Genomic DNA, 16,695 nt, shown 5'->3' with positions numbered 1-16,695 from the left:
TAGAAGATGCGGCTCCCCAGATCGGAAAGGCGCAGCAGCGCACGGCCCAGCAGGATGGCCAGCAGGCAGAGCAGCGGTCCGGAGCCGCTGAGGCCGGGGGCCAGAAGGCTCAGCACGGCCGAGAGGACCAGCGCTATCCAGAGGAAGGATGCGCCGCAGGCATCATGACGGCTCGCGGCCACGGCATGGGGAGCCTGACGCAGCACGCGCGTCCAGGAAACGAAGGGAATGAGCACGATCCACGGGCCCATGCCCAGCACGCCCGCCGCGAGGGGCAGCCACCACTTGCCGGAGAGGGGCAGGGGCCAGTGCCAGAACTGCCGGACCACGGACTGCAGGTAGGTGTCGGCCTCCACGAAGATGATGAGCGCCAGCAGCCAGACGGCGATGACCAGCAGCATGAAGAGGAAGCCGAGGACGGCATCCAGCCGCTGGGCCCGGCCAAGGCGCAACCGCCAGAACAGCCAGACAAGGCTGGTGAGGGGCGGCAGGGCCACATAGGCCAGCCCGCCCGTCAGCCCGGCCAGTCCGCCCAGTACGAAGCCGAGCGGCAAGAGCAGGGAGGTGGATGTGCTCTGCCAGCCGCGACAGAGGCAGGCCAGCGAAAGGAGCGTCAGGGCCGTGGCCAGCGGCGGCGGGCCCATGAAATGGGCGAAGAAGGGGAAAAGCAGGCTGCACAGCAGCATGAGCCCGGCGGCAAGGGCGGATTCCCGGCCATTGCCCGTGGCCCGGCTCAGTATCCAGGTGGCCAGCAGGGCCAGCGCGCCGCAAAGCGCCGAGGTGACGGGGAAGAGGATCAGGTCGGGCAGTCCGGCCAGCAGGAGCAGATGATGCAGACCGCCCATGAGCCAGAAGAGCAGCGGCAGCTGGGCCCCCTGCGGTCCGCTGGGACAGAGCCACTGACCGTCTTGCAGGCTGGTGAGCGCCGCCAGCACGGAAGGCCATTCCGCCGGGCAGAAACGACCGCCGGTCAGGAAGATGGGCCAGAGCTGCACGGCCAGGAGCACAAGGAGGGCCAGCGGTCCCACCACGGCCAGGCGCTGGAAGAGCTGCTGCGCCCGTCCGGCGGGACGGCTGCGCCCAGTGGGCGGAGCCACTTCCAGGACTGGGATGTCCTCGTCATCGGGGACCGGGTCGATATGGGCCGTCGTGCCTCGCGTCGCGATCGAGGTCGGGCGAGCCGGTCCGGCATCATCCGCGCCGGTCGTGTCAGGTCCGGCGGAGTCGGGCGTGGCGTCCCCGTCCGAGGTTGTCTTTTCGCCGTCCTGAGCTTCCGGGGCGGCTGCTGCGGGCGTTGTGGCCTCGTCCGGCGAAGCGGCGGCGTCGGCCGGAGGGCGGGCGTCGGGCGCGGCTTCGGAGGAAGCCTCCGCGCCGGGCGCATCGGCGGTAAGGGGCTGTTCGGGCGCGGGTCGGGTCGGGACCCCCGTATCGCAACGGATGTCGTTGTCCGATTGCTGGCCGGGATAATATTGACTCATGGGCAACTCCTATGGGGCGGAAGTGGCAGCGTGGGCATCCATTACCAGATGGCGCGACTGATATGCCGCAAGGTTCAGGGAGAGCCGGCGGCCGGCGGTAAGGCTCTGGCCGCTGAAAATGTCGAGCAGGTCGCCGCCGGCGGGGAGCTGTACGGAGAATTCGCGCTCCCGACCGGAAAGATTGATGACGGTCAGCCAGTAGCCGCCCTCCGGCAGGGAAGAGCAGAGCGCGAGACAGCCGCCCGCCTGCTGGACGGACACGAGTTTTCCCTGCGCGAGACCGGCCGCCTGACGAGCCAGCAGCAGCCGGGCCGTCAGCATGAGGAAACTGTCCTGCGCGGCCATCTGTTCCCGCAGGGGGCCGAAGGCCAGCGGAGCGGAAGCCACGGCCCCGCTCCGCGCGGGAGCGTCGGGCAGGGGGACCAGTCCCCGGCTGGGCAGGATGTCCCGCGAGACGCTGCGCGGCACATCGAGCGCGCCGGTCAGTTCCTGCAGGCTGATGAAGAGCGGACCGGGCAGTCCGGCGCGGCAGGCGAGCAGGGCCAGAGCGGCGCGGCGCAGGCGTTCGGCATTCTCCGGACGCAGGGCCGCCTCGGCATCCAGACCGAGCGCGCGGGCCGCCAGTGAGGTCGGCGTCGTCCAGAGGCGGAGTTCCTCGCCAGCCAGTCCGCTCAGACGCTGGGCCTCGCGGACGAGCTCCTCTCCGTCGGGCAGATCGCGCAGCAGACGCCAGTCCACCCCCTGCCAGCCATGCAGGCCCCGGGCAAGGCGCGTCTGATCCAGTTCGCCGTCCCTTGCCTGACGCAGCAGGCGGGCCAGCGGCGCGGCATCGCCGCTGAGCAGGGCGTATTCCGCGGCAGGCGCGGTGAGGCTGTCCCGCGAAAAATCCACGCCCATGCGCAGGACAGGGGCGAGCAGGGAGGGGGGCAGGGCATCGGCCTGCACGGCCCAGCCGCCGTAACGGTGCACTTCGCGTGCGGCGGCGACCAGCGCGCCGTAGCCCGGCGTCAGACGGTCCGACAGGGAGGCGGCGCCGCTTTCGCTGGACGGAGGCGGCACGTCAAGACCGAACAGGGCTTCCAGCCGCAGTCCGGCCAGCGCCTGTCCCTGCAGGCCCGTATGGCGGATGATGGCCGCGGAAAAGACGCGCCGGGCCTGTCCCGAAGGGTCCTGCCAGAGCAGGACGGGACGTTGGGGATCGTCCGCGAAGCGGTAGACCCAGCGCCGGATCTGGCCGTCCGTGCCGCGCACTTCGCCCGTGGCGGCCCAGCCGCCGGGTTCCGCCCACGCCAGTTTTTGCCGCAGCAGGGTGGGCGGCAGCAGTCCTTTGGCCTGCAGGGCGCTCACCGCTTCCGGCCGCAGGGCCAGACAATCCCATTCGCCGGGGACGGACGGCAGGCTGTCCCAGAGTTCACGCGGGACGCTGATCATGGCGTAGAGGCCGTCAAAGCGGGGCGCATGGCGGGCTTGCAGGATGAAGTCCGGGCCGAGGCCCGTGGCGGCGGGCGGCAGTTCGCCGCCGAGCTGGATATGCGCCGCCTCGAGGCGTTCCTGCAGGCGGGCCAGATCCTCATCGTTGCCGACAGTCTTGTCGAAGTGGAGCGCGGTCACATTGTCGGCCGTGCCGACGCGCGGGATCTCCTGCCAGATGTCCCCCCGTTCGCCTGTGGGCGACACGTACAGCCCGCCGATGCCCAGCTGGCCCAGCAGCGCGGGCAGGCTGCCGCCCAGCGCGGCAAGGACGCTGCCGGATGCGCCGACGGTATAGGGATCGACCTCGAGCCAGTTGGGCGCGGCGGTCAGCAGCAGGGAGCGGTTCTTGCTCAGGGCGCTGTTGCTCCAGATGCGTTCCGTCCCGGAGACCTGCCCCGCCAGCAGCGGCGCGGCCCCGAGCATGGACTGGCGTTCCAGCCACTGCACATAGCCCGGATCCGCACGCGGCAGGCGGGCCTCCGGGCGTACGACGGATCCCGCGCCCCTGCCCGTCGTACAGGCCGCCAGCAGCAGGGCCGCCATGAGCAGGGGGAGCAGCAGCGTGAAGCTCCACAGGCCGCGCACGGCCCGGCGTCCAGACGACGGAAGGCCGTTCACGCTCAGGCCTTCCCGGCTGTTTCTTCCGCCTTGGCCTGTGTCCACAGCTCGTCCTTTTCATCCAGAGACAGGGAAGCAAAGTCTCGTCCCTGCGCGCGCGCAAGTTCTTCCATGCGCGAAAAACGCCGGAGGAAGCGGGTATTGGCGTCGTCCAGCGCCTCACTGGCCTTGATGCCCTTGCGTCGTCCCAGTTCGGTGATGCTGAAGAGCAGGTCTCCCAGTTCGTGATGCTGCGCGTCCTTGTCGTCCCCGGCGGCCACGTCCAGCCATTCCAGCCATTCGGCCTCCACCTGCTGCTCCACTTCCTCGTCCTCCTGCCAGGTGAAGCCCACGCGGGCGGCCTTGGAGTGGATGCGGTAGGCCTTGGTCAGGGGCGGCAGGCTGGCGGGCAGGCTGTCGAAGAGGCCCTTGGGGCGACCCGTGTCGTCGGCGTGCTCGGTCCGCTTGATCTGTTCCCACGTCTTGAGCTGTTCGTCCCGCGTATCGAAGTGCGCGTCTCCGAATACATGCGGATGGCGGCGGATCATTTTGGCGCGATTGTTCGCCAGCGCGTCGTCCAGCGAGAATTTTCCCTGCTTTTCATAGAGCCGGGCCACGAAGAGCAGCAAAAAGGCCACATCGCCCAACTCCTCGCATACGTCGGCATCCGAGCCGGAACGAATGGCGCTGACGAGCTCGTGGCTCTCCTCGATGATGTACTCGGCAAGACTACGGGGCGTCTGTTCCTTGTCCCACGGGCAGCCGCCTTCTTCGGCCGTCAGGCGGTCGAGGACATCCCGCAATTGTTCAAGAGCGCTTTTTTCCATACATGCTTCCTTTATTGGCGCGGTCCGCCGCGCCGTCCGGCCGCGCAGCCCGCGGTGGGCCCTGGCGGAGAGGCGCGCGGCTGGCGCGTCGGGATGTATTTTCGGGGCGGCGGGGCAAAACGGCGTTCGTGAGCGCCCGCCCCGTATGCTCCCCGCTAGATGTTGAACCGGCTCAGGACATCCGGCGGCAGCCAGGCCCGGATCTGTTCGATGAGGCTGGTGAAATAGGGCAGCGCGCGCGAATTCTGGAGGAAGGCCATGTTGCCCATGAGCTTCTGCAGCACGAGCAGCACGATGGAGCAGAGCAGGAGGCCCTTGGCCAGCCCCAGGATGCCGCCTGCCAGTCTGTCCACCCAGAGCACGAAGCTGAAGGACAGGACTTTTTGAAGGATGCGGGCCAATATGGCTACCAGGATGAGCGTGGCCACAAAGATCAGCACATAGGCGGCGAGCTGCCGCCAGGCCGGTTCACTGATGAACGTCAGATGCTCGGACAGCAGGGGGTGGAAATTGTGCGCGGCCCAGAAGCCGCCCACGAGAGAGACCAGTCCGGCCACCTCGCCCACGAAGCCGTTCCAGAAGCCGCGCAGGGTAAAAAAGACCAGTACCAGCACGACGATGACGTCAAAAATATCCTGTCCCATATATCCCTCGGAAAAGAAGTGCCGACAGCCTAGCAGAAGGCGGCGTTCCTCACAAGAGCGCGGTCTGCCTGTTTTTCCGGGAACGGAGAGCGGGAGGGGCACGTCTGTACAGCGGGAGGGCAATAGGCTATGCTGGGGAGATGGAACGGATATTTGCTTCCCCTCCCGACTCCGGCGGCGTCCCGCAGGCCGCGGAAGCGCCCGAAGAGCGCGGCCGCATCGGGGTGACGGCGTGCGGTCGCCGCTGGGAACTGCTGCGCGCCGCCAATCTGGAGGAACTCTGGGAGGCCATGACGGAAGACCCGCGAAACTTCGAGGATGAGCGGCTTCCCTACTGGACAGAGCTCTGGCCGTCCAGTCTGGTGCTGGCCCGCTGGCTGGAGCTGCGGCGCGAGGAGATCGTCGGGCGACGCTGCCTCGATCTGGGGTGCGGCTTGGGGCTGACCGCGCTGGTGGGGGCCTGGCTGGGGGCGCGGGTGCTCGGGCTGGACTACGAGATGGACGCCGTGCGTTTTGCCGCGCGCAATGCCGCGCACAACGGGGTGCGCCCCGGCCCGCTCTGGGCCGTCATGGACTGGCGGCAGCCCGCTTTGCGGCAAGGCGGCATCGACCGCATATGGGGCGGGGACATCATGTACGAAAAACGTTTCGTGGCGCCGGTCATGCGTTTTCTGGAGCATACGCTGTCCCCCGGCGGCGTGGCCTGGGTGGCCGAGCCCGGACGCAGCGTATACGACGCCTTTTTGCAGGCGCTGCATGGCGGCGGCTGGCAGGGGCGGCGGGTCTTCAGCGCGGAGGTCGAGCCCCTCTATGCCCAGCCTGTGCCGGTCACCGTGCACGTCTGGGAGATCAGCCGGCGTGCGGCGACATGCTGAAGAGGAGCGAAGCGCATGGGCAAGCTGACGCGCTTTGGCGTCTCGTTGGATGAGGAGCTTCTGGAGCCGTTTGACGATTTGTGCCGCCGCAAGGGGTACGGCAATCGTTCGGAGGCCATCCGCGATCTCATCCGCAAGGCGCTGGTGGAAGAAGAATGGCAGCGTGCCGACGCTGAGGCGGCCGGTACGCTGACGCTGGTCTATGATCATCACAAGAATGATCTGGCCCGCAAGCTGACGCGTATGCAGCATGATGATCACGACATCATCATAACGACCCTGCATGTGCATCTGGATCATCACAATTGTCTGGAAGTGCTGGTGCTGAAAGGAGACGCGGGCCGGGTGCGCGCGCTCGCAGACCGCCTTGTTTCCTGCAAGGGCGTGAAGCACGGCACGTTCAGCGGAACAACGACAGGACAGGATCTCGCCTGATATGGAAGATGTGCAACGTCATGCGCCGCAGGTGGCGCTGCCGATAGATACGGTTGGAGTGCGGGGCATCACCATGCCCCTGCTGGTGCGGGACAAGGCCGAGGGCAGCCGACAGACCGTGGCCCGCGTCGATATGGGCGTGGACCTGCCCGCCGCGTTCAAGGGGACGCACATGAGCCGCTTCGTCGCGGCACTGGAAGAATGGAACGACGCCATCAGCTATCAGTCCGTGCGGCGTCTGCTCGCCGCCATCAAGGAACGCCTCGAGGCGCGGCGGGCCTATGTGCATTTCTGCTTCCCCTATTTCATGCGCAAGGCGGCGCCGGCTTCCGGCAGCGAGAGCCTTGTGGCCTACGATTGCCGCCTGACCGGCGAACTGACCGACGAGGGGCAGTCGTTTTCTCTGGACGTCAATGTGCCGGTCATGACGGTCTGCCCCTGCTCCAAGGCCATCAGCCGGGAAGGGGCGCACAGTCAGCGCACCATGATCAGACTGTCCGTCCGCATGACGCATTTCAGCTGGATCGAGGACTTCATCGAAATGGCCGAAGCGTCGGGGTCGTCGGCCGTCTACACCCTCCTCAAGCGGGAGGACGAGAAGTATGTGACCGAACACGCCTTCGCGCAGCCGACCTTTGTTGAGGATGTGGTGCGCAATGTGGCGCAACGCTTGCTTGAGCACGGACAGATCTCTTGGTTCCGGGTGGAGGTGGAGAGCATGGAGTCCATCCACAGCCATAATGCCTTTGCCTGCATCGAACGTCATCTGGAGCCGGCAGGCCGAAAGTGAGGCGCCCCTTCCGCCTGCCTTGGCAAAAAGCCTTTTGCCTTTTGGGACAGTCTGTGCTAAAAAACCGGGAAAGGGGAGTGATACTATGAGCATTTCAAGCAGTATGAGCATTGGTTCGTCGGCTCTTTCCGCTTTTGGCGCCGGTATGCAGACGGTGACGCACAATGTAGCCAACGTGAACACGGCGGGCTTCAATCCGCAACGCGCGGAATATTCGGATATCGCCGGCAACAACGGGACGCGGCTGGATGCCGTCTTCCAGGGAGACGGTCTTGCCGGACAGGAAGGCACCCGCGTCTCCTATGACGAGCTGCGCCAGCGTGCCCGCGACATGGGCGCCAGTGAAGGCACGCCGCTGGAAAGCCTCTTCCCCAGCGGCACGAGTCTGGAGCGGGAAATGGTCGATCTTGTGGCCATGCCGCACACCTATGAGGCCAATGCGCAGGTCGTACGGACGGCGGACGATATGCTGGGCGTCATCCTCGACATGAAGGCCTGATATTTTTGTGGATATACGGGTCCTGCCCGTTTTTTTCAGCCCGCGCAAGCGGGTTTACCCTTGTCTGGAGAACGAATGCGCCAAGCACTCAATCTGCTGACCCTTTTTCTGATCTCTGCCGTGCTCCTTGGTTGTACGGCACGCAAGCAACAGGACAAGGATCTGCTGATCCGCTACCGGGCCAATGTGGAAGATGTCCTGAACCGGCAGGAAGATGCGCGGGATCGCGCATCCGGTCAGTCCGTCGTCAAGACGGCTCGATCGGCCATCGGGACGCCCTATGTGCCCGGCGGGCGCAATCCGGGCGGGTTCGACTGTTCGGGGCTCGTACAGTGGGCCTATCAGAGCGTCGGCGTCAAGCTGCCCCGTACGGCACGGGAACAGTCCACCATCGGGCAGCGCATCATGCGCGTGGAAGACATGCGCGCGGGCGATATCGTGGCCTTCCGTCATCCGCGGCGGGGCTACCATACGGGCATCTATGTCGGGGACGGCAAATTCGTGCACAGTCCGCGCCGCCGGAGCTCCGTCAAGATCAGCTCCCTGGATGACCCTTATTTCAACAATACGTTCCTCGGGGCGCGACGCGTCAGCATGAGCGCCGCCGACGGACAGGATCTGGTGGCCCAGGCGGAAAGCCGCATGGCCCAGTATACCGAAGAGCGCGCGGTCCGCGATATGGAGCGCTCCCGCAAGGCGCGTCAGGAGGCAGCCGTCGAAAGCCGCAAGAAGGGAAAGCAGTCGTCGAAGGTCACGTCCCAGCGCAAGAAAAAGGATCAGGTGCGCAAGCCGTCCGAACAGCGGCGGAAAAGTCGGGACAAAGCCTCAGCGTCGCGCAAGAGCGGCAAGAGCAAGTCGAAGGCTGCCGCTTTACGTCAGAGCGGCAAAAGCAAGTCAAAGGCTGCCGCTTCACGCCAAAGCGGCAAAAGCAAGACAAAGGCTCGCGCATCCTCTCAGCAGCAAAAGAAGAAGGACAAGGGGGCGTCGCGTTCGTCCCGCAAGAGTTCTTCCAAGAAGAAATAAGTAACTGGTGTCAGATCGTTTTTCCCCCAACCAAAGTGAGGTCACATGCTGCCTTCTCTTAGCCCTGTCGAAGTTTACAAGCGCCTGCAAGCCGGGGAGATCCGCCTGGTCGATGTGCGTGAGGCCGATGAACTGTCCGTCGTTTCCGTGCCCGGGGCGGAAGCCGCTCCCCTGTCGGCGCTGCCTTTCCTGAAGCTGGAGCCCGCCACCGAGCAGAAACCCATTGTGTTCATGTGCAATTCCGGTTCCCGCACGCGGGACAATGCCGACGTGCTGGAGCGTGTGGCCGGTGGTCCTGCCTGGCTTGTTCTCGGCGGCGTGAGCGCCTGGGAAAAGGCCGGACTGCCCGTGGAGCGGCACGAAAAATGCCCGCTGCCCATGAGTCGTCAGATCCAGATCGGCGCCGGTGCGCTGGTGCTGTTCGGCCTGCTGGCTTCCTGCGTATTCCCCATCTTCGTCTGGCTGAGCGCCTTTGTGGGTGCCGGGCTGATCTACGCGGGGCTGACCGGCGTCTGCGGCATGGCCAAGCTGCTGGCCAAAATGCCCTGGAACAAGAAGTAGAGCATTTTGCCTTTCAAAAAGTAAAATGCGAGGCGGCGGCACAGCGCCGCCCGGCCCAAAGTGAGCGGGAAAACCGCGTTTTTTCCGCGAAACGACCGGCCGTATGGTTTGGAGCGCGAAGCGTTTCAAACTAAAAATGCTCTAAGGTCCAGCTTTCCGATACGGACGCGAGTCTGGCCGACACAGCCTGAGAGAAAAAGACCGTCTTGCGTGAGCGGAAGACCGTGGTCGCATACGCGGGGAAGCATCGCCTCTGTGGAGGATGCTCCCCGCTTTGCGTATGGGCGCGGTAACGGAGTCTGACGACAGGAAGACATGATGATCGAGACCGTGAACGCCTCGCGCGAAGTGCGGGGACGCCTTGCCCCAAGCCCGACAGGCTATCTGCATCTGGGGAATGCCTGGGCGTTTCTCATGGCTTGGTGGGCCGCTCGTCAAGCGGGGGGACGCGTCCTCCTCAGACTGGAGGACATCGATCCCCAGCGTTCACGGACCGAGTATGCGCTCGCCATCATGGAAGATCTGCGCTGGTTGGGCATGGACTGGGACGAAGGCCCTGTCCTCGCTTCCGGCGGGGACTGTGGCCTGCAGGAACAGGGGGAGCGCGGCCCCTATATCCAGAGCCGTTGTATGCTCTTTTATGCCCAAGCCCTTCAGCAGCTTGAACATCTGGGCTGCATCTATCCGTGCTTCTGTACCCGCAAGGAGTTGCGCGCTCTGGCCGGTGCGCCGCATGTGGACGATATGGGGGCTCCCTATCCCGGCACCTGCCGCCATCTCAGCGAGTCACAACGTGCGGCGATGCGGCAGTCCGGGCGGCGTGCCAGTCTCCGCTTTCATGGGCCGTCGGAACCTATTTCATTCAATGATGTGGTGCAGGGGCAGCAATGCTTTCGACTGGACGACTGCGGCGGGGATTTTGCCGTGCAGCGTTCGGACGGAGTGATCGCCTATCAGCTTGCCGTTGCGGTGGACGATGGTCGCATGGGCGTCAATCAGGTAGTGCGAGGGCGTGATATCCTGCCCTCCACCCCGCGTCAGATTGCCCTTTTACGGCTTTTAGGCTATGAAATCCCGACGTATGCGCATGTTCCCCTGCTGTGTGATGCGGAAGGGGAGCGCCTCGCAAAACGACACAACAGCCTTGCGCTGCGCAGCCTGCGCGCGGAAGGCGTGCCGCCGGAACGTATCGTCGGCCTGCTGGCCTGGCTGGCCGGGGCCAATCCTGACCGCCGGGAGGCATCTGCCGCCGGGGTGACGGCGAGTTTCCGACTGGACAGGCTCCCGCGGCGGGACTGCCGTCTCGATGGTTCGCTTATGGACTGGCTGCGCCATGGAGCGCCTTCCGGCGAGGCCACATACGAATAAGCGGCTGCCCCCCTGATACGGCGTTGCCGCCGTATGGCGGGAAGAGATCGCGGCGGCCGGAAGCCGTCGGCCGGGTTGCTGTCCGGCATCATGTACAAATGCAGTGGAGGAAACATGGTTCTTGATCAGGCTTTTCTGGACTCGGTTTTTCCCGCGGAGCGGACGGACGCTTTTTTTGATGCGCTGTTCGGCGGCGCGGAAGAGGGCGCTTACGATATCCGGCTGGTGTGCCGCAACGTCAGCGGCGACAGGGCTGAACTGGCCTTTGAACTGCATCAGCGTCCCGGAAAGTGTCTGGTGTGCAACCTGACTTACGGGCTGCCGCAGGTGTTCCAGCGTCATCCTGTGCTGAACGTGGCCGGAGTTGCTCGGGCCGTTGCCGAAAAGCTGGGCTGGGCTGCCGACAGCCCCTGGAAGCTTGGCTCCACACAGGAAAAGAGCCGCGAACTGCATTGCATCCCGTTCGTCATCGAACGGGCGTGACCCCTTGGACGCGCGCAGGCCGGACGGCGCGCCTGTCGTTTCCCGTCTGCTTGCGCAGGGTGCGTACATCTCTGCCATAATGGCCTTTTACTGCGACGAAAGGGCATGACGGTTCGTCGTGCCCTTTTTGCGGCAGTGTGCAAGATCGTTCTTTCGCGTTATGCAAGGGCATGGCCGCTTGTCGGACAAGGGAAGGGCAATGGACGACATGATCTCATGGCGGGGCCGCCCGGGACGGGCATTCGCGCAGCTGGAACGGCTGCTTTGCTCTGTTGGGGGCTGTTGCTACGCTTCGCTGCCTGTTTTGAGGGGAGGGGCCCTCTCGCGCTGTTTCGATGTCTGTAGCCTCCTTCGCCGCAACGGGCACGGCCTGCGGCCGCCTTTCGGTCGCGCTCTGCTGTCGATGCCCGCAAGGCTCCTGCGTCGCCTAACGGGCTCTTCATGAGCCGACCACTGGGGCGCAGCCAGCGCTGGAGGTGTTCGCCCGTCCACCGCGCTTTTACCAGAGAAAGCGACAGGGGCACGAGGCTCCCCGCCTTAGAGCATTTTCAGTTTGAAACGCTTCGCGTTCCAAACCATACGGCCTGTCGTTTGGCGGAAAAAAACGCGGTTTTTCCGCTCACGCTGGGCCGGGCGGCGCTGTGCCGCCGCCTCACATGTTGCCTTTTTCAAAGGCAAAATGCGCTAAAAGACAAGCGGAACGTGTACGGCTAATTTGTTTTATCTATTAAAAATATTTGTAAAATTTGCGTCGATAGCCCCTGGGAGCACGGATGAACACATCGCCTTCTCGCCTGGAGAACAATGCCTTTCTTGGTCTGCTGTTGCTGGCCACACTGGCATTTCTCTGGATGCTTCGGCCGTTTTTTGACGATATTTTCTGGAGCGTGGTCATTGGCCTGTTGTTCATGCCCTTGCGACAGCGTTTGCAACAATACGGATTGGGAGCCAATACCGCTTCGCTCTGCACGGTGCTGGTCAGTCTGGCCTTCATCATCTTGCCGGCAGGCTATCTGTTGTATACCTGTCTTTCCGAGCTGGCGCAGCTCTATGCACGACTTTCCGGCAATGCGGACGAAATAGGCGACATGGTGGACAAGCTGCGGCAGGCCTTGCCGGCGGTCATCGAGTGGCTGGAGAAATTCGGCTACGGCCCGGAAAAGATCAAGGCTGCCTTCTCGTCCGCCGCCGTGACCGCCAGCGGTTATCTGGCGCGGCAGACCATGGCCATTGGGGGCGGTACCGTCAACTGGTTCGTCGATCTGGCCATCGTGCTCTATCTGGCCTTCTTCCTCCTGCGGGATGGTGAACGCATCCGTCGGCTCCTCATTCGGGCATTACCGTTCGGGGATCATCGCGAGGAACTGCTGTTTGCCCGTTTTGCGCTCATGCTGCGCGCCACGGTGCGCGGCACGCTGCTGGTGGCCGTGGCGCAGGGGACTCTGGGCGGCATCATCTTTGCCGTGCTGGGCTTGCGCGCGCCCGTGCTCTGGGGCGTCATCATGACGCTGCTTTCTCTCATCCCCGTCGTGGGGGCGGCGGTCGTCTGGCTGCCCGCGGCGATCTATCTTCTGTTGACGGGCGAGCTCGTTTCCGGCGTGGTGCTCATGGTCTATGGGGTGTGCGTCATCGGCCTTGCGGACAATGCTCTGCGGCCCATCCTGGTTGGACGAGACACCAAACTGCCGGACTTCATGGTGTTGCTTTCGACTCTGGGCGGTTTTGCCCTCTTTGGTCTGGATGGTTTCATCACCGGTCCGGTCCTGGCGGTCTTGTTCGTGACCCTGTGGCAGATCTTCATGGAAGAATTTCCTTCCGGGGAGGCGGCGACTGTTTCCGCTGCGGCGACCGCCGGGGACGACGCGGCAGAGGATCGTCCCGTGGAGTGCGCCCCGACCGCGCCTGATTCCTCCTCCCCGCAAGAATAAGGAGACCGTATGGCAGCCGCGCGCGATCATTTTTCGTCCCGTCTCGGAGTGCTGGCCGCAACGCTTGGTTCGGCCGTGGGACTCGGCAATATTTGGAAATTCCCGGCTCTCGTGGGGCAGAACGGCGGAGCGTCGTTCCTGCTCGTCTATGCTCTGGCCACGCTTTGTATCGGTCTGCCGCTCATGCTCGCTGAGCTTGCCATCGGTCGGGCAGGACGCCGGAATGTGGTGGATGTCTTTCGCGTCATTGCTCCTCGTTCCGGCTGGTGGATCATCGGCATGGGCGCTATCCTGAGCTGCATCGTGATCCTGGGGTTCTATTCGGATGTGGCGGGCTGGGTCTTTGCCTATATCTTCAAGTCCGCTCTGGGCGGCACGGGCACGTCCGACCCTAAAGCGGCCTGGGAGACCTTCAGTCTGCTGACGGGGGACCCGTGGGCCTCGCTGGGGTGGCAGTGGGGTGTGCTTATCCTGACGGGGGCCATCATCATGCGCGGAGCCTCGAAAGGCATCGAAAAGGTGACGCGCGTGCTCATGCCGCTGCTTTTTCTGCTGCTGCTCGGCATCTGTCTGCGCAGTCTGACCCTGCCGGGAGCAGGGGAGGGCTTGCGCTTCCTCTTCATGCCGCAATGGGGTCGCATCTCCGGCGAGGTCATCCTGACGGCTATGGGGCTGGCCTTTTTCAAGATGTCCGTGGGCATGGGCTGTATGCTCATTTACGGCAGCTATTTCAAGGAAGAAGTGAATATCCCGGCCACGGCGCTACGGGTCATGGTCTGTGACCTGCTGGTCTCGCTGCTGGCCGGCATAGCCATTTTCCCGGCCGTGTTCAGCTTTGATTTCGAGGTCACGCAGGGACCAGCGCTGCTGTTCATGACCGTTCCCGCCGTCTTCGCCTCTTTGCCCGGTGGCCATCTGCTTGCTACCATCTTCTTTGTCTTGTCGGGCATCGCCGCTACGGGCGCCATCCTTTCGCTGCTGGAAGTGCCCGTATCCTGTCTGGCGGAACGTCTGTGCTGCTCGCGCGCAAAGGCAGTGCCCGCCGTGCTGGCCGGACTGATGCTGCTGGGCGCGCCAGCCACGCTCTCGCTCGGCATCTGGAAGGACTTCAAGATTTGCGGCATGTCCTTTTTCGATCTGTACGATGCGTTATCCTCCATGCTGCTCATGCCGGTGTGCGGCATAGCCACTTGCCTGTTCGTCGGCTATTCGGCCGCCGGGGAGCAGGTGCTTGCACGACTCGGGAACGGCAGGGCGCCCCGTGCCGTACGTTTTCTTTGCCGCACCGCCACACCGCTGCTCATCCTGCTGGTGCTGCTGCATGGGCTCGGGCTGATTTGAGGCTGTCCCGCCCGGAGCGTACGAAAAAAATTTGTTGCGCAGAAAGGCGTGCTTTTTTCTTGACACACAGCCGGATTTAACGCATTATTCCCTTCGCGCCAGCTTAGCTCAGTTGGTAGAGCAGCTGATTCGTAATCAGCAGGCCAAGAGTTCAAGTCTCTTAGCTGGCTCCAGAGAAAACAAGGGGTTACGGCGTTTCCGTGCCCCTTTTTTCTGCACCAATTTGCACCAAAAACAAGCCCCGCACCAAGGCATGGTGCGGGGCTATTTTTTTAGCGCTTTTACCTCAATAGTTGGCATGATTTCTGCAGCATGGGCCTGCCCATGAGGCGTAACATGTGCATAGATTGCTCCGGTTGTTGCCACGCTGCTGTGTCCAAGCTGGGCAGCTACGGCGGCAAGGTCTGCGCCGTTTGCCAGCATGGTAGTTGCGGCGACGTGCCGAATGTCGTAGGGGCGAATTCTCACCCCTGCGCGACGGCAGGCCGCGCGCCATGCCGTCTTGTACGACAGCACGCGCATACCGTTCCGATGACAGACGAGAGTGATTCCGTGTCGCATGTCCTCTCTAAATCGTTCGTATGCCTCCTGAAAGTAAGCCTCGTTGCGCAAGATGACTGTCTTTATTTTCCCACTTTTCCCTTGTCTGACCATGACTTGTCGTCTTTGCCAGTCAAAGCAAGACCATTGCAGACTGAACAGCTCAACCTCTCCAAAACGAAGGGCAAGAAAAAAGGCCGTCTTTACGGCCCATTGCATGTAGTCCGGCAGTTCTCGATATATCCTTAGCAAGTCATCAAGCGTTGCCGAGATCATTGGCTTTACGACTTTCAACTTTCTGAACGGCCAAGGATTACGGGAAAGAAACTCCTGCTCAACACCCCAGGCAAGCACAGATTGGATATACGCCTGGTAATGATTCATCGTATTGTTGCTGACTTCACGCGCGCGAAGGTTTTCGCGCATACGCTCCAAGTCCTGACGGTTGAGCATGTCAGCGTATTTGTCCCGCAAGAAAGCGGCAGGGCCTCCGTCAGCAAGCAGCCACAAAAGGCTGCTGCGCGTTGAGCGGTGAAGATCTGGGCGTGACCGCAGGTAAGCAAGAACAAGCTCACCTGCTGTCAGCCTTGAATCAGTTTCTTCCTGCTCAAGTTGTTCGGAATCAAAGGCATATGCTATTTGCTCGTCACGGAAAGACTTTTGCTTCCATTTGCCGTCCTCCCTAAATTTTACTATCCAACGTCCATCAGCCCTGCGCGAAACGCTCACGTCTTACTCCCCCTGCTGTCACCTTCCCAAGGGCTAAAAAATCCGCGTTGCTCATGGCCTTTTTCTTTCGTATCTCATTAGCACAGGATATGCCGCACAGCTCGTTGATCTGACGCTTGATTGCCGCGAGCTTTTCCGCAGCCTCTGCTTCTGCCGCCTGCAACTCAGCTTGCAAACGGGAAATTTCTCTTAGGCGCTGCGCGTCGTTCATCGTGTCGGTCATCGTTTGGCCTCCTTTGGTTCAGGAATCGGCCCGGCCCAAATCCTGTCGGGCTGGTTCAAATTTTCGATGATATATCCTTCTTCACTTTTCTTGCTTGCCATTGTCATAAAATGACGTGGATTTTTCCCTTGATAGTCAAACCTTTTTTCCCGTTTGACGTACATCAACCGCAGAGGCTTTCCGGGAAGCTTTCGCCGCGTAAAATACCACCCTTGAACGGTCGGCGGCTCGCTGCTCCACACAAGGGCACGCGGCAGGTCGTTCCAGGCCTCGGCGGCGGCCTCTCTGCCGTAAACCTCCGGCCCCTGCATGTGGCATTCGGGATTGTAGCACCGCACAAAATGGCGCTCATAAACGCCGTTAAAATCGACTTGCAGGTCTGTTCCCCCGCAGTGCGGGCAGGGCATCAGATCAATTTCCTTGCTCATGGCCTTTCATCTCCTCATCCTGCGCCTGCCTGAGCGCCGCGCATTTTTTGCAGCAGACGATGGTTGTGTCGTCGCCGGGCTTGCTACAAATCTCCCAGCGGCGGGATACGATGAGCATCCGGCGTTCCGGGCACTGACAGGATTTAGCGGGCATGGCTATTCCTCTTTTCTTCGTCCCATTCAGACCACAAATGCAGAATGTCAAAGACCGCCCGGCGCTCTCCCGTAACTTGATTATACACGCGACACAGCTGACCGCGCAGGCAGCGCTCGGCCATGCCCGTGTGGCGGTAGGTCGTGCCGCAGTACGGGCAGCGGGCTGTGGTGTTCTGGCGCTTTTTCATCATTCCCCCAAGGGCATAAAAAAGGCCGCTCTGGGCGGCCTGTCAGTTGCTTTCTGAGTCCATCTCTACGGCTGTAATTCTTCCACCGATCCAGCGCATGACGTTGACG

At 62.9% G+C, this 16,695-nt stretch carries 17 protein-coding genes, 1 tRNA gene and 1 pseudogene; 12 read left to right on the top strand and 7 right to left on the bottom strand.

Annotation, left to right across the window (positions count from 1 at the left end):
* From Q0K00_RS08515 to Q0K00_RS08500, 4 genes and pseudogenes are all read right to left on the bottom strand, one after another.
* Nucleotides 1-1,478: pseudogene (locus tag Q0K00_RS08515) on the bottom strand (hypothetical protein); the annotation flags it as partial.
* Nucleotides 1,479-1,487: 9 nt separating this feature from the next.
* The gene (locus Q0K00_RS08510) at nucleotides 1,488-3,569 is read right to left on the bottom strand and encodes a hypothetical protein (RefSeq protein WP_297228552.1); all 2,082 of its coding nucleotides are present in this window, start codon (nucleotides 3,567-3,569) and stop codon (nucleotides 1,488-1,490) included.
* Between the two features lie 2 nt (nucleotides 3,570-3,571).
* Nucleotides 3,572-4,375 carry a nucleoside triphosphate pyrophosphohydrolase gene (gene mazG, locus Q0K00_RS08505; RefSeq protein ID WP_297228550.1) on the bottom strand — a complete coding sequence of 268 codons (804 nt, stop codon included), beginning with the start codon at nucleotides 4,373-4,375 and terminating at the stop codon, nucleotides 3,572-3,574.
* A 155-nt stretch (nucleotides 4,376-4,530) separates the two neighbouring features.
* The gene (locus Q0K00_RS08500; protein ID WP_297228549.1) at nucleotides 4,531-5,019 is read right to left on the bottom strand and encodes a CvpA family protein; all 489 of its coding nucleotides are present in this window, start codon (nucleotides 5,017-5,019) and stop codon (nucleotides 4,531-4,533) included.
* A 140-nt stretch (nucleotides 5,020-5,159) separates the two neighbouring features.
* Between Q0K00_RS08500 and Q0K00_RS08495 the strand changes: the two genes are divergently transcribed.
* The 11 genes from Q0K00_RS08495 (at nucleotide 5,160) to Q0K00_RS08445 (ending at nucleotide 14,495) form a co-directional block, all read left to right on the top strand.
* Entirely contained in the window at nucleotides 5,160-5,894 is a 735-nt protein-coding gene (locus Q0K00_RS08495) for a methyltransferase (RefSeq protein WP_297228547.1), read from the top strand.
* Between the two features lie 15 nt (nucleotides 5,895-5,909).
* Nucleotides 5,910-6,329 (top strand): nickel-responsive transcriptional regulator NikR, encoded by a 420-nt coding sequence (gene nikR / locus Q0K00_RS08490; RefSeq protein ID WP_297228545.1) that lies wholly within the window; start codon nucleotides 5,910-5,912, stop codon nucleotides 6,327-6,329.
* Between the two features lies 1 nt (nucleotide 6,330).
* Complete coding sequence (folE2, locus tag Q0K00_RS08485; protein WP_297228543.1) at nucleotides 6,331-7,119, top strand: GTP cyclohydrolase FolE2; 789 nt, start codon at nucleotides 6,331-6,333, stop codon at nucleotides 7,117-7,119.
* A gap of 85 nt (nucleotides 7,120-7,204) precedes the next feature.
* Nucleotides 7,205-7,618: a flagellar basal body rod C-terminal domain-containing protein gene (locus tag Q0K00_RS08480; protein WP_297228541.1), complete on the top strand. Its 414-nt coding sequence runs from the start codon at nucleotides 7,205-7,207 to the stop codon at nucleotides 7,616-7,618.
* Nucleotides 7,619-7,693: 75 nt separating this feature from the next.
* Nucleotides 7,694-8,641 (top strand): NlpC/P60 family protein, encoded by a 948-nt coding sequence (locus Q0K00_RS08475; RefSeq protein ID WP_297228538.1) that lies wholly within the window; start codon nucleotides 7,694-7,696, stop codon nucleotides 8,639-8,641.
* Between the two features lie 45 nt (nucleotides 8,642-8,686).
* Nucleotides 8,687-9,202 (top strand): rhodanese family protein, encoded by a 516-nt coding sequence (locus tag Q0K00_RS08470; RefSeq protein WP_297228536.1) that lies wholly within the window; start codon nucleotides 8,687-8,689, stop codon nucleotides 9,200-9,202.
* Between the two features lie 315 nt (nucleotides 9,203-9,517).
* Nucleotides 9,518-10,570 carry a tRNA glutamyl-Q(34) synthetase GluQRS gene (gene gluQRS / locus Q0K00_RS08465; RefSeq protein ID WP_297228534.1) on the top strand — a complete coding sequence of 351 codons (1,053 nt, stop codon included), beginning with the start codon at nucleotides 9,518-9,520 and terminating at the stop codon, nucleotides 10,568-10,570.
* 114 nt (nucleotides 10,571-10,684) lie between these two features.
* Nucleotides 10,685-11,053, top strand: coding sequence for a hypothetical protein (locus Q0K00_RS08460; protein ID WP_297228532.1), 369 nt, complete (start codon nucleotides 10,685-10,687; stop codon nucleotides 11,051-11,053).
* Between the two features lie 773 nt (nucleotides 11,054-11,826).
* On the top strand, nucleotides 11,827-12,981 hold the full coding sequence (locus Q0K00_RS08455; RefSeq protein WP_297228530.1) for an AI-2E family transporter: 1,155 nt from the start codon (nucleotides 11,827-11,829) through the stop codon (nucleotides 12,979-12,981).
* 9 nt (nucleotides 12,982-12,990) lie between these two features.
* A complete protein-coding gene (locus tag Q0K00_RS08450; protein WP_297228528.1) occupies nucleotides 12,991-14,322 on the top strand; it encodes a sodium-dependent transporter in 1,332 nt (443 codons plus the stop codon).
* 97 nt (nucleotides 14,323-14,419) lie between these two features.
* A tRNA-Thr gene (locus Q0K00_RS08445) sits at nucleotides 14,420-14,495 on the top strand.
* A gap of 91 nt (nucleotides 14,496-14,586) precedes the next feature.
* Here the strand turns inward: Q0K00_RS08445 and Q0K00_RS08440 are convergent.
* Genes Q0K00_RS08440 through Q0K00_RS08430 form a run of 3 tightly spaced genes read right to left on the bottom strand, consistent with a single transcriptional unit; the run spans nucleotide 14,587 to nucleotide 16,242 of the window.
* Nucleotides 14,587-15,591: a site-specific integrase gene (locus Q0K00_RS08440; RefSeq protein WP_297228526.1), complete on the bottom strand. Its 1,005-nt coding sequence runs from the start codon at nucleotides 15,589-15,591 to the stop codon at nucleotides 14,587-14,589.
* On the bottom strand, nucleotides 15,569-15,814 hold the full coding sequence (locus Q0K00_RS08435; RefSeq protein WP_297228524.1) for a hypothetical protein: 246 nt from the start codon (nucleotides 15,812-15,814) through the stop codon (nucleotides 15,569-15,571). Before Q0K00_RS08435 ends, Q0K00_RS08440 begins: the two co-directional genes overlap by 23 nt.
* Nucleotides 15,811-16,242 (bottom strand): Lar family restriction alleviation protein, encoded by a 432-nt coding sequence (locus Q0K00_RS08430; RefSeq protein WP_297228522.1) that lies wholly within the window; start codon nucleotides 16,240-16,242, stop codon nucleotides 15,811-15,813. The genes Q0K00_RS08435 and Q0K00_RS08430 overlap by 4 nt, the downstream gene beginning before the upstream one ends.
* Before the next feature lie 152 nt (nucleotides 16,243-16,394).
* Between Q0K00_RS08430 and Q0K00_RS08425 the strand changes: the two genes are divergently transcribed.
* A complete protein-coding gene (locus tag Q0K00_RS08425; protein ID WP_297228521.1) occupies nucleotides 16,395-16,643 on the top strand; it encodes a hypothetical protein in 249 nt (82 codons plus the stop codon).
* The last annotated feature ends 52 nt before the right edge of the window (nucleotides 16,644-16,695 follow it).

It is taken from the genome of uncultured Desulfovibrio sp., assembly GCF_944327235.1.
Classification (GTDB): domain Bacteria; phylum Desulfobacterota; class Desulfovibrionia; order Desulfovibrionales; family Desulfovibrionaceae; genus Desulfovibrio.
This window is presented reverse-complemented; position numbering and strand designations above follow the sequence as displayed.

Bases quoted from the DNA above. Each gene is read 5' to 3' on its own strand.
- Q0K00_RS08435 (WP_297228524.1), bottom strand. From the start codon at position 15,814: ATGACCGACACGATGAACGACGCGCAGCGCCTAAGAGAAATTTCCCGT.
- Q0K00_RS08480 (WP_297228541.1), top strand. From the start codon at position 7,205: ATGAGCATTTCAAGCAGTATGAGCATTGGTTCGTCGGCTCTTTCCGCT.
- Q0K00_RS08430 (WP_297228522.1), bottom strand. From the start codon at position 16,242: ATGAGCAAGGAAATTGATCTGATGCCCTGCCCGCACTGCGGGGGAACA.
- mazG (WP_297228550.1), bottom strand. From the start codon at position 4,375: ATGGAAAAAAGCGCTCTTGAACAATTGCGGGATGTCCTCGACCGCCTG.
- Q0K00_RS08460 (WP_297228532.1), top strand. From the start codon at position 10,685: ATGGTTCTTGATCAGGCTTTTCTGGACTCGGTTTTTCCCGCGGAGCGG.
- Q0K00_RS08450 (WP_297228528.1), top strand. From the start codon at position 12,991: ATGGCAGCCGCGCGCGATCATTTTTCGTCCCGTCTCGGAGTGCTGGCC.
- nikR (WP_297228545.1), top strand. From the start codon at position 5,910: ATGGGCAAGCTGACGCGCTTTGGCGTCTCGTTGGATGAGGAGCTTCTG.
- Q0K00_RS08470 (WP_297228536.1), top strand. From the start codon at position 8,687: ATGCTGCCTTCTCTTAGCCCTGTCGAAGTTTACAAGCGCCTGCAAGCC.
- Q0K00_RS08500 (WP_297228549.1), bottom strand. From the start codon at position 5,019: ATGGGACAGGATATTTTTGACGTCATCGTCGTGCTGGTACTGGTCTTT.
- folE2 (WP_297228543.1), top strand. From the start codon at position 6,331: ATGGAAGATGTGCAACGTCATGCGCCGCAGGTGGCGCTGCCGATAGAT.
- Q0K00_RS08495 (WP_297228547.1), top strand. From the start codon at position 5,160: ATGGAACGGATATTTGCTTCCCCTCCCGACTCCGGCGGCGTCCCGCAG.
- Q0K00_RS08455 (WP_297228530.1), top strand. From the start codon at position 11,827: ATGAACACATCGCCTTCTCGCCTGGAGAACAATGCCTTTCTTGGTCTG.
- Q0K00_RS08425 (WP_297228521.1), top strand. From the start codon at position 16,395: ATGGCTATTCCTCTTTTCTTCGTCCCATTCAGACCACAAATGCAGAAT.
- gluQRS (WP_297228534.1), top strand. From the start codon at position 9,518: ATGATGATCGAGACCGTGAACGCCTCGCGCGAAGTGCGGGGACGCCTT.
- Q0K00_RS08475 (WP_297228538.1), top strand. From the start codon at position 7,694: ATGCGCCAAGCACTCAATCTGCTGACCCTTTTTCTGATCTCTGCCGTG.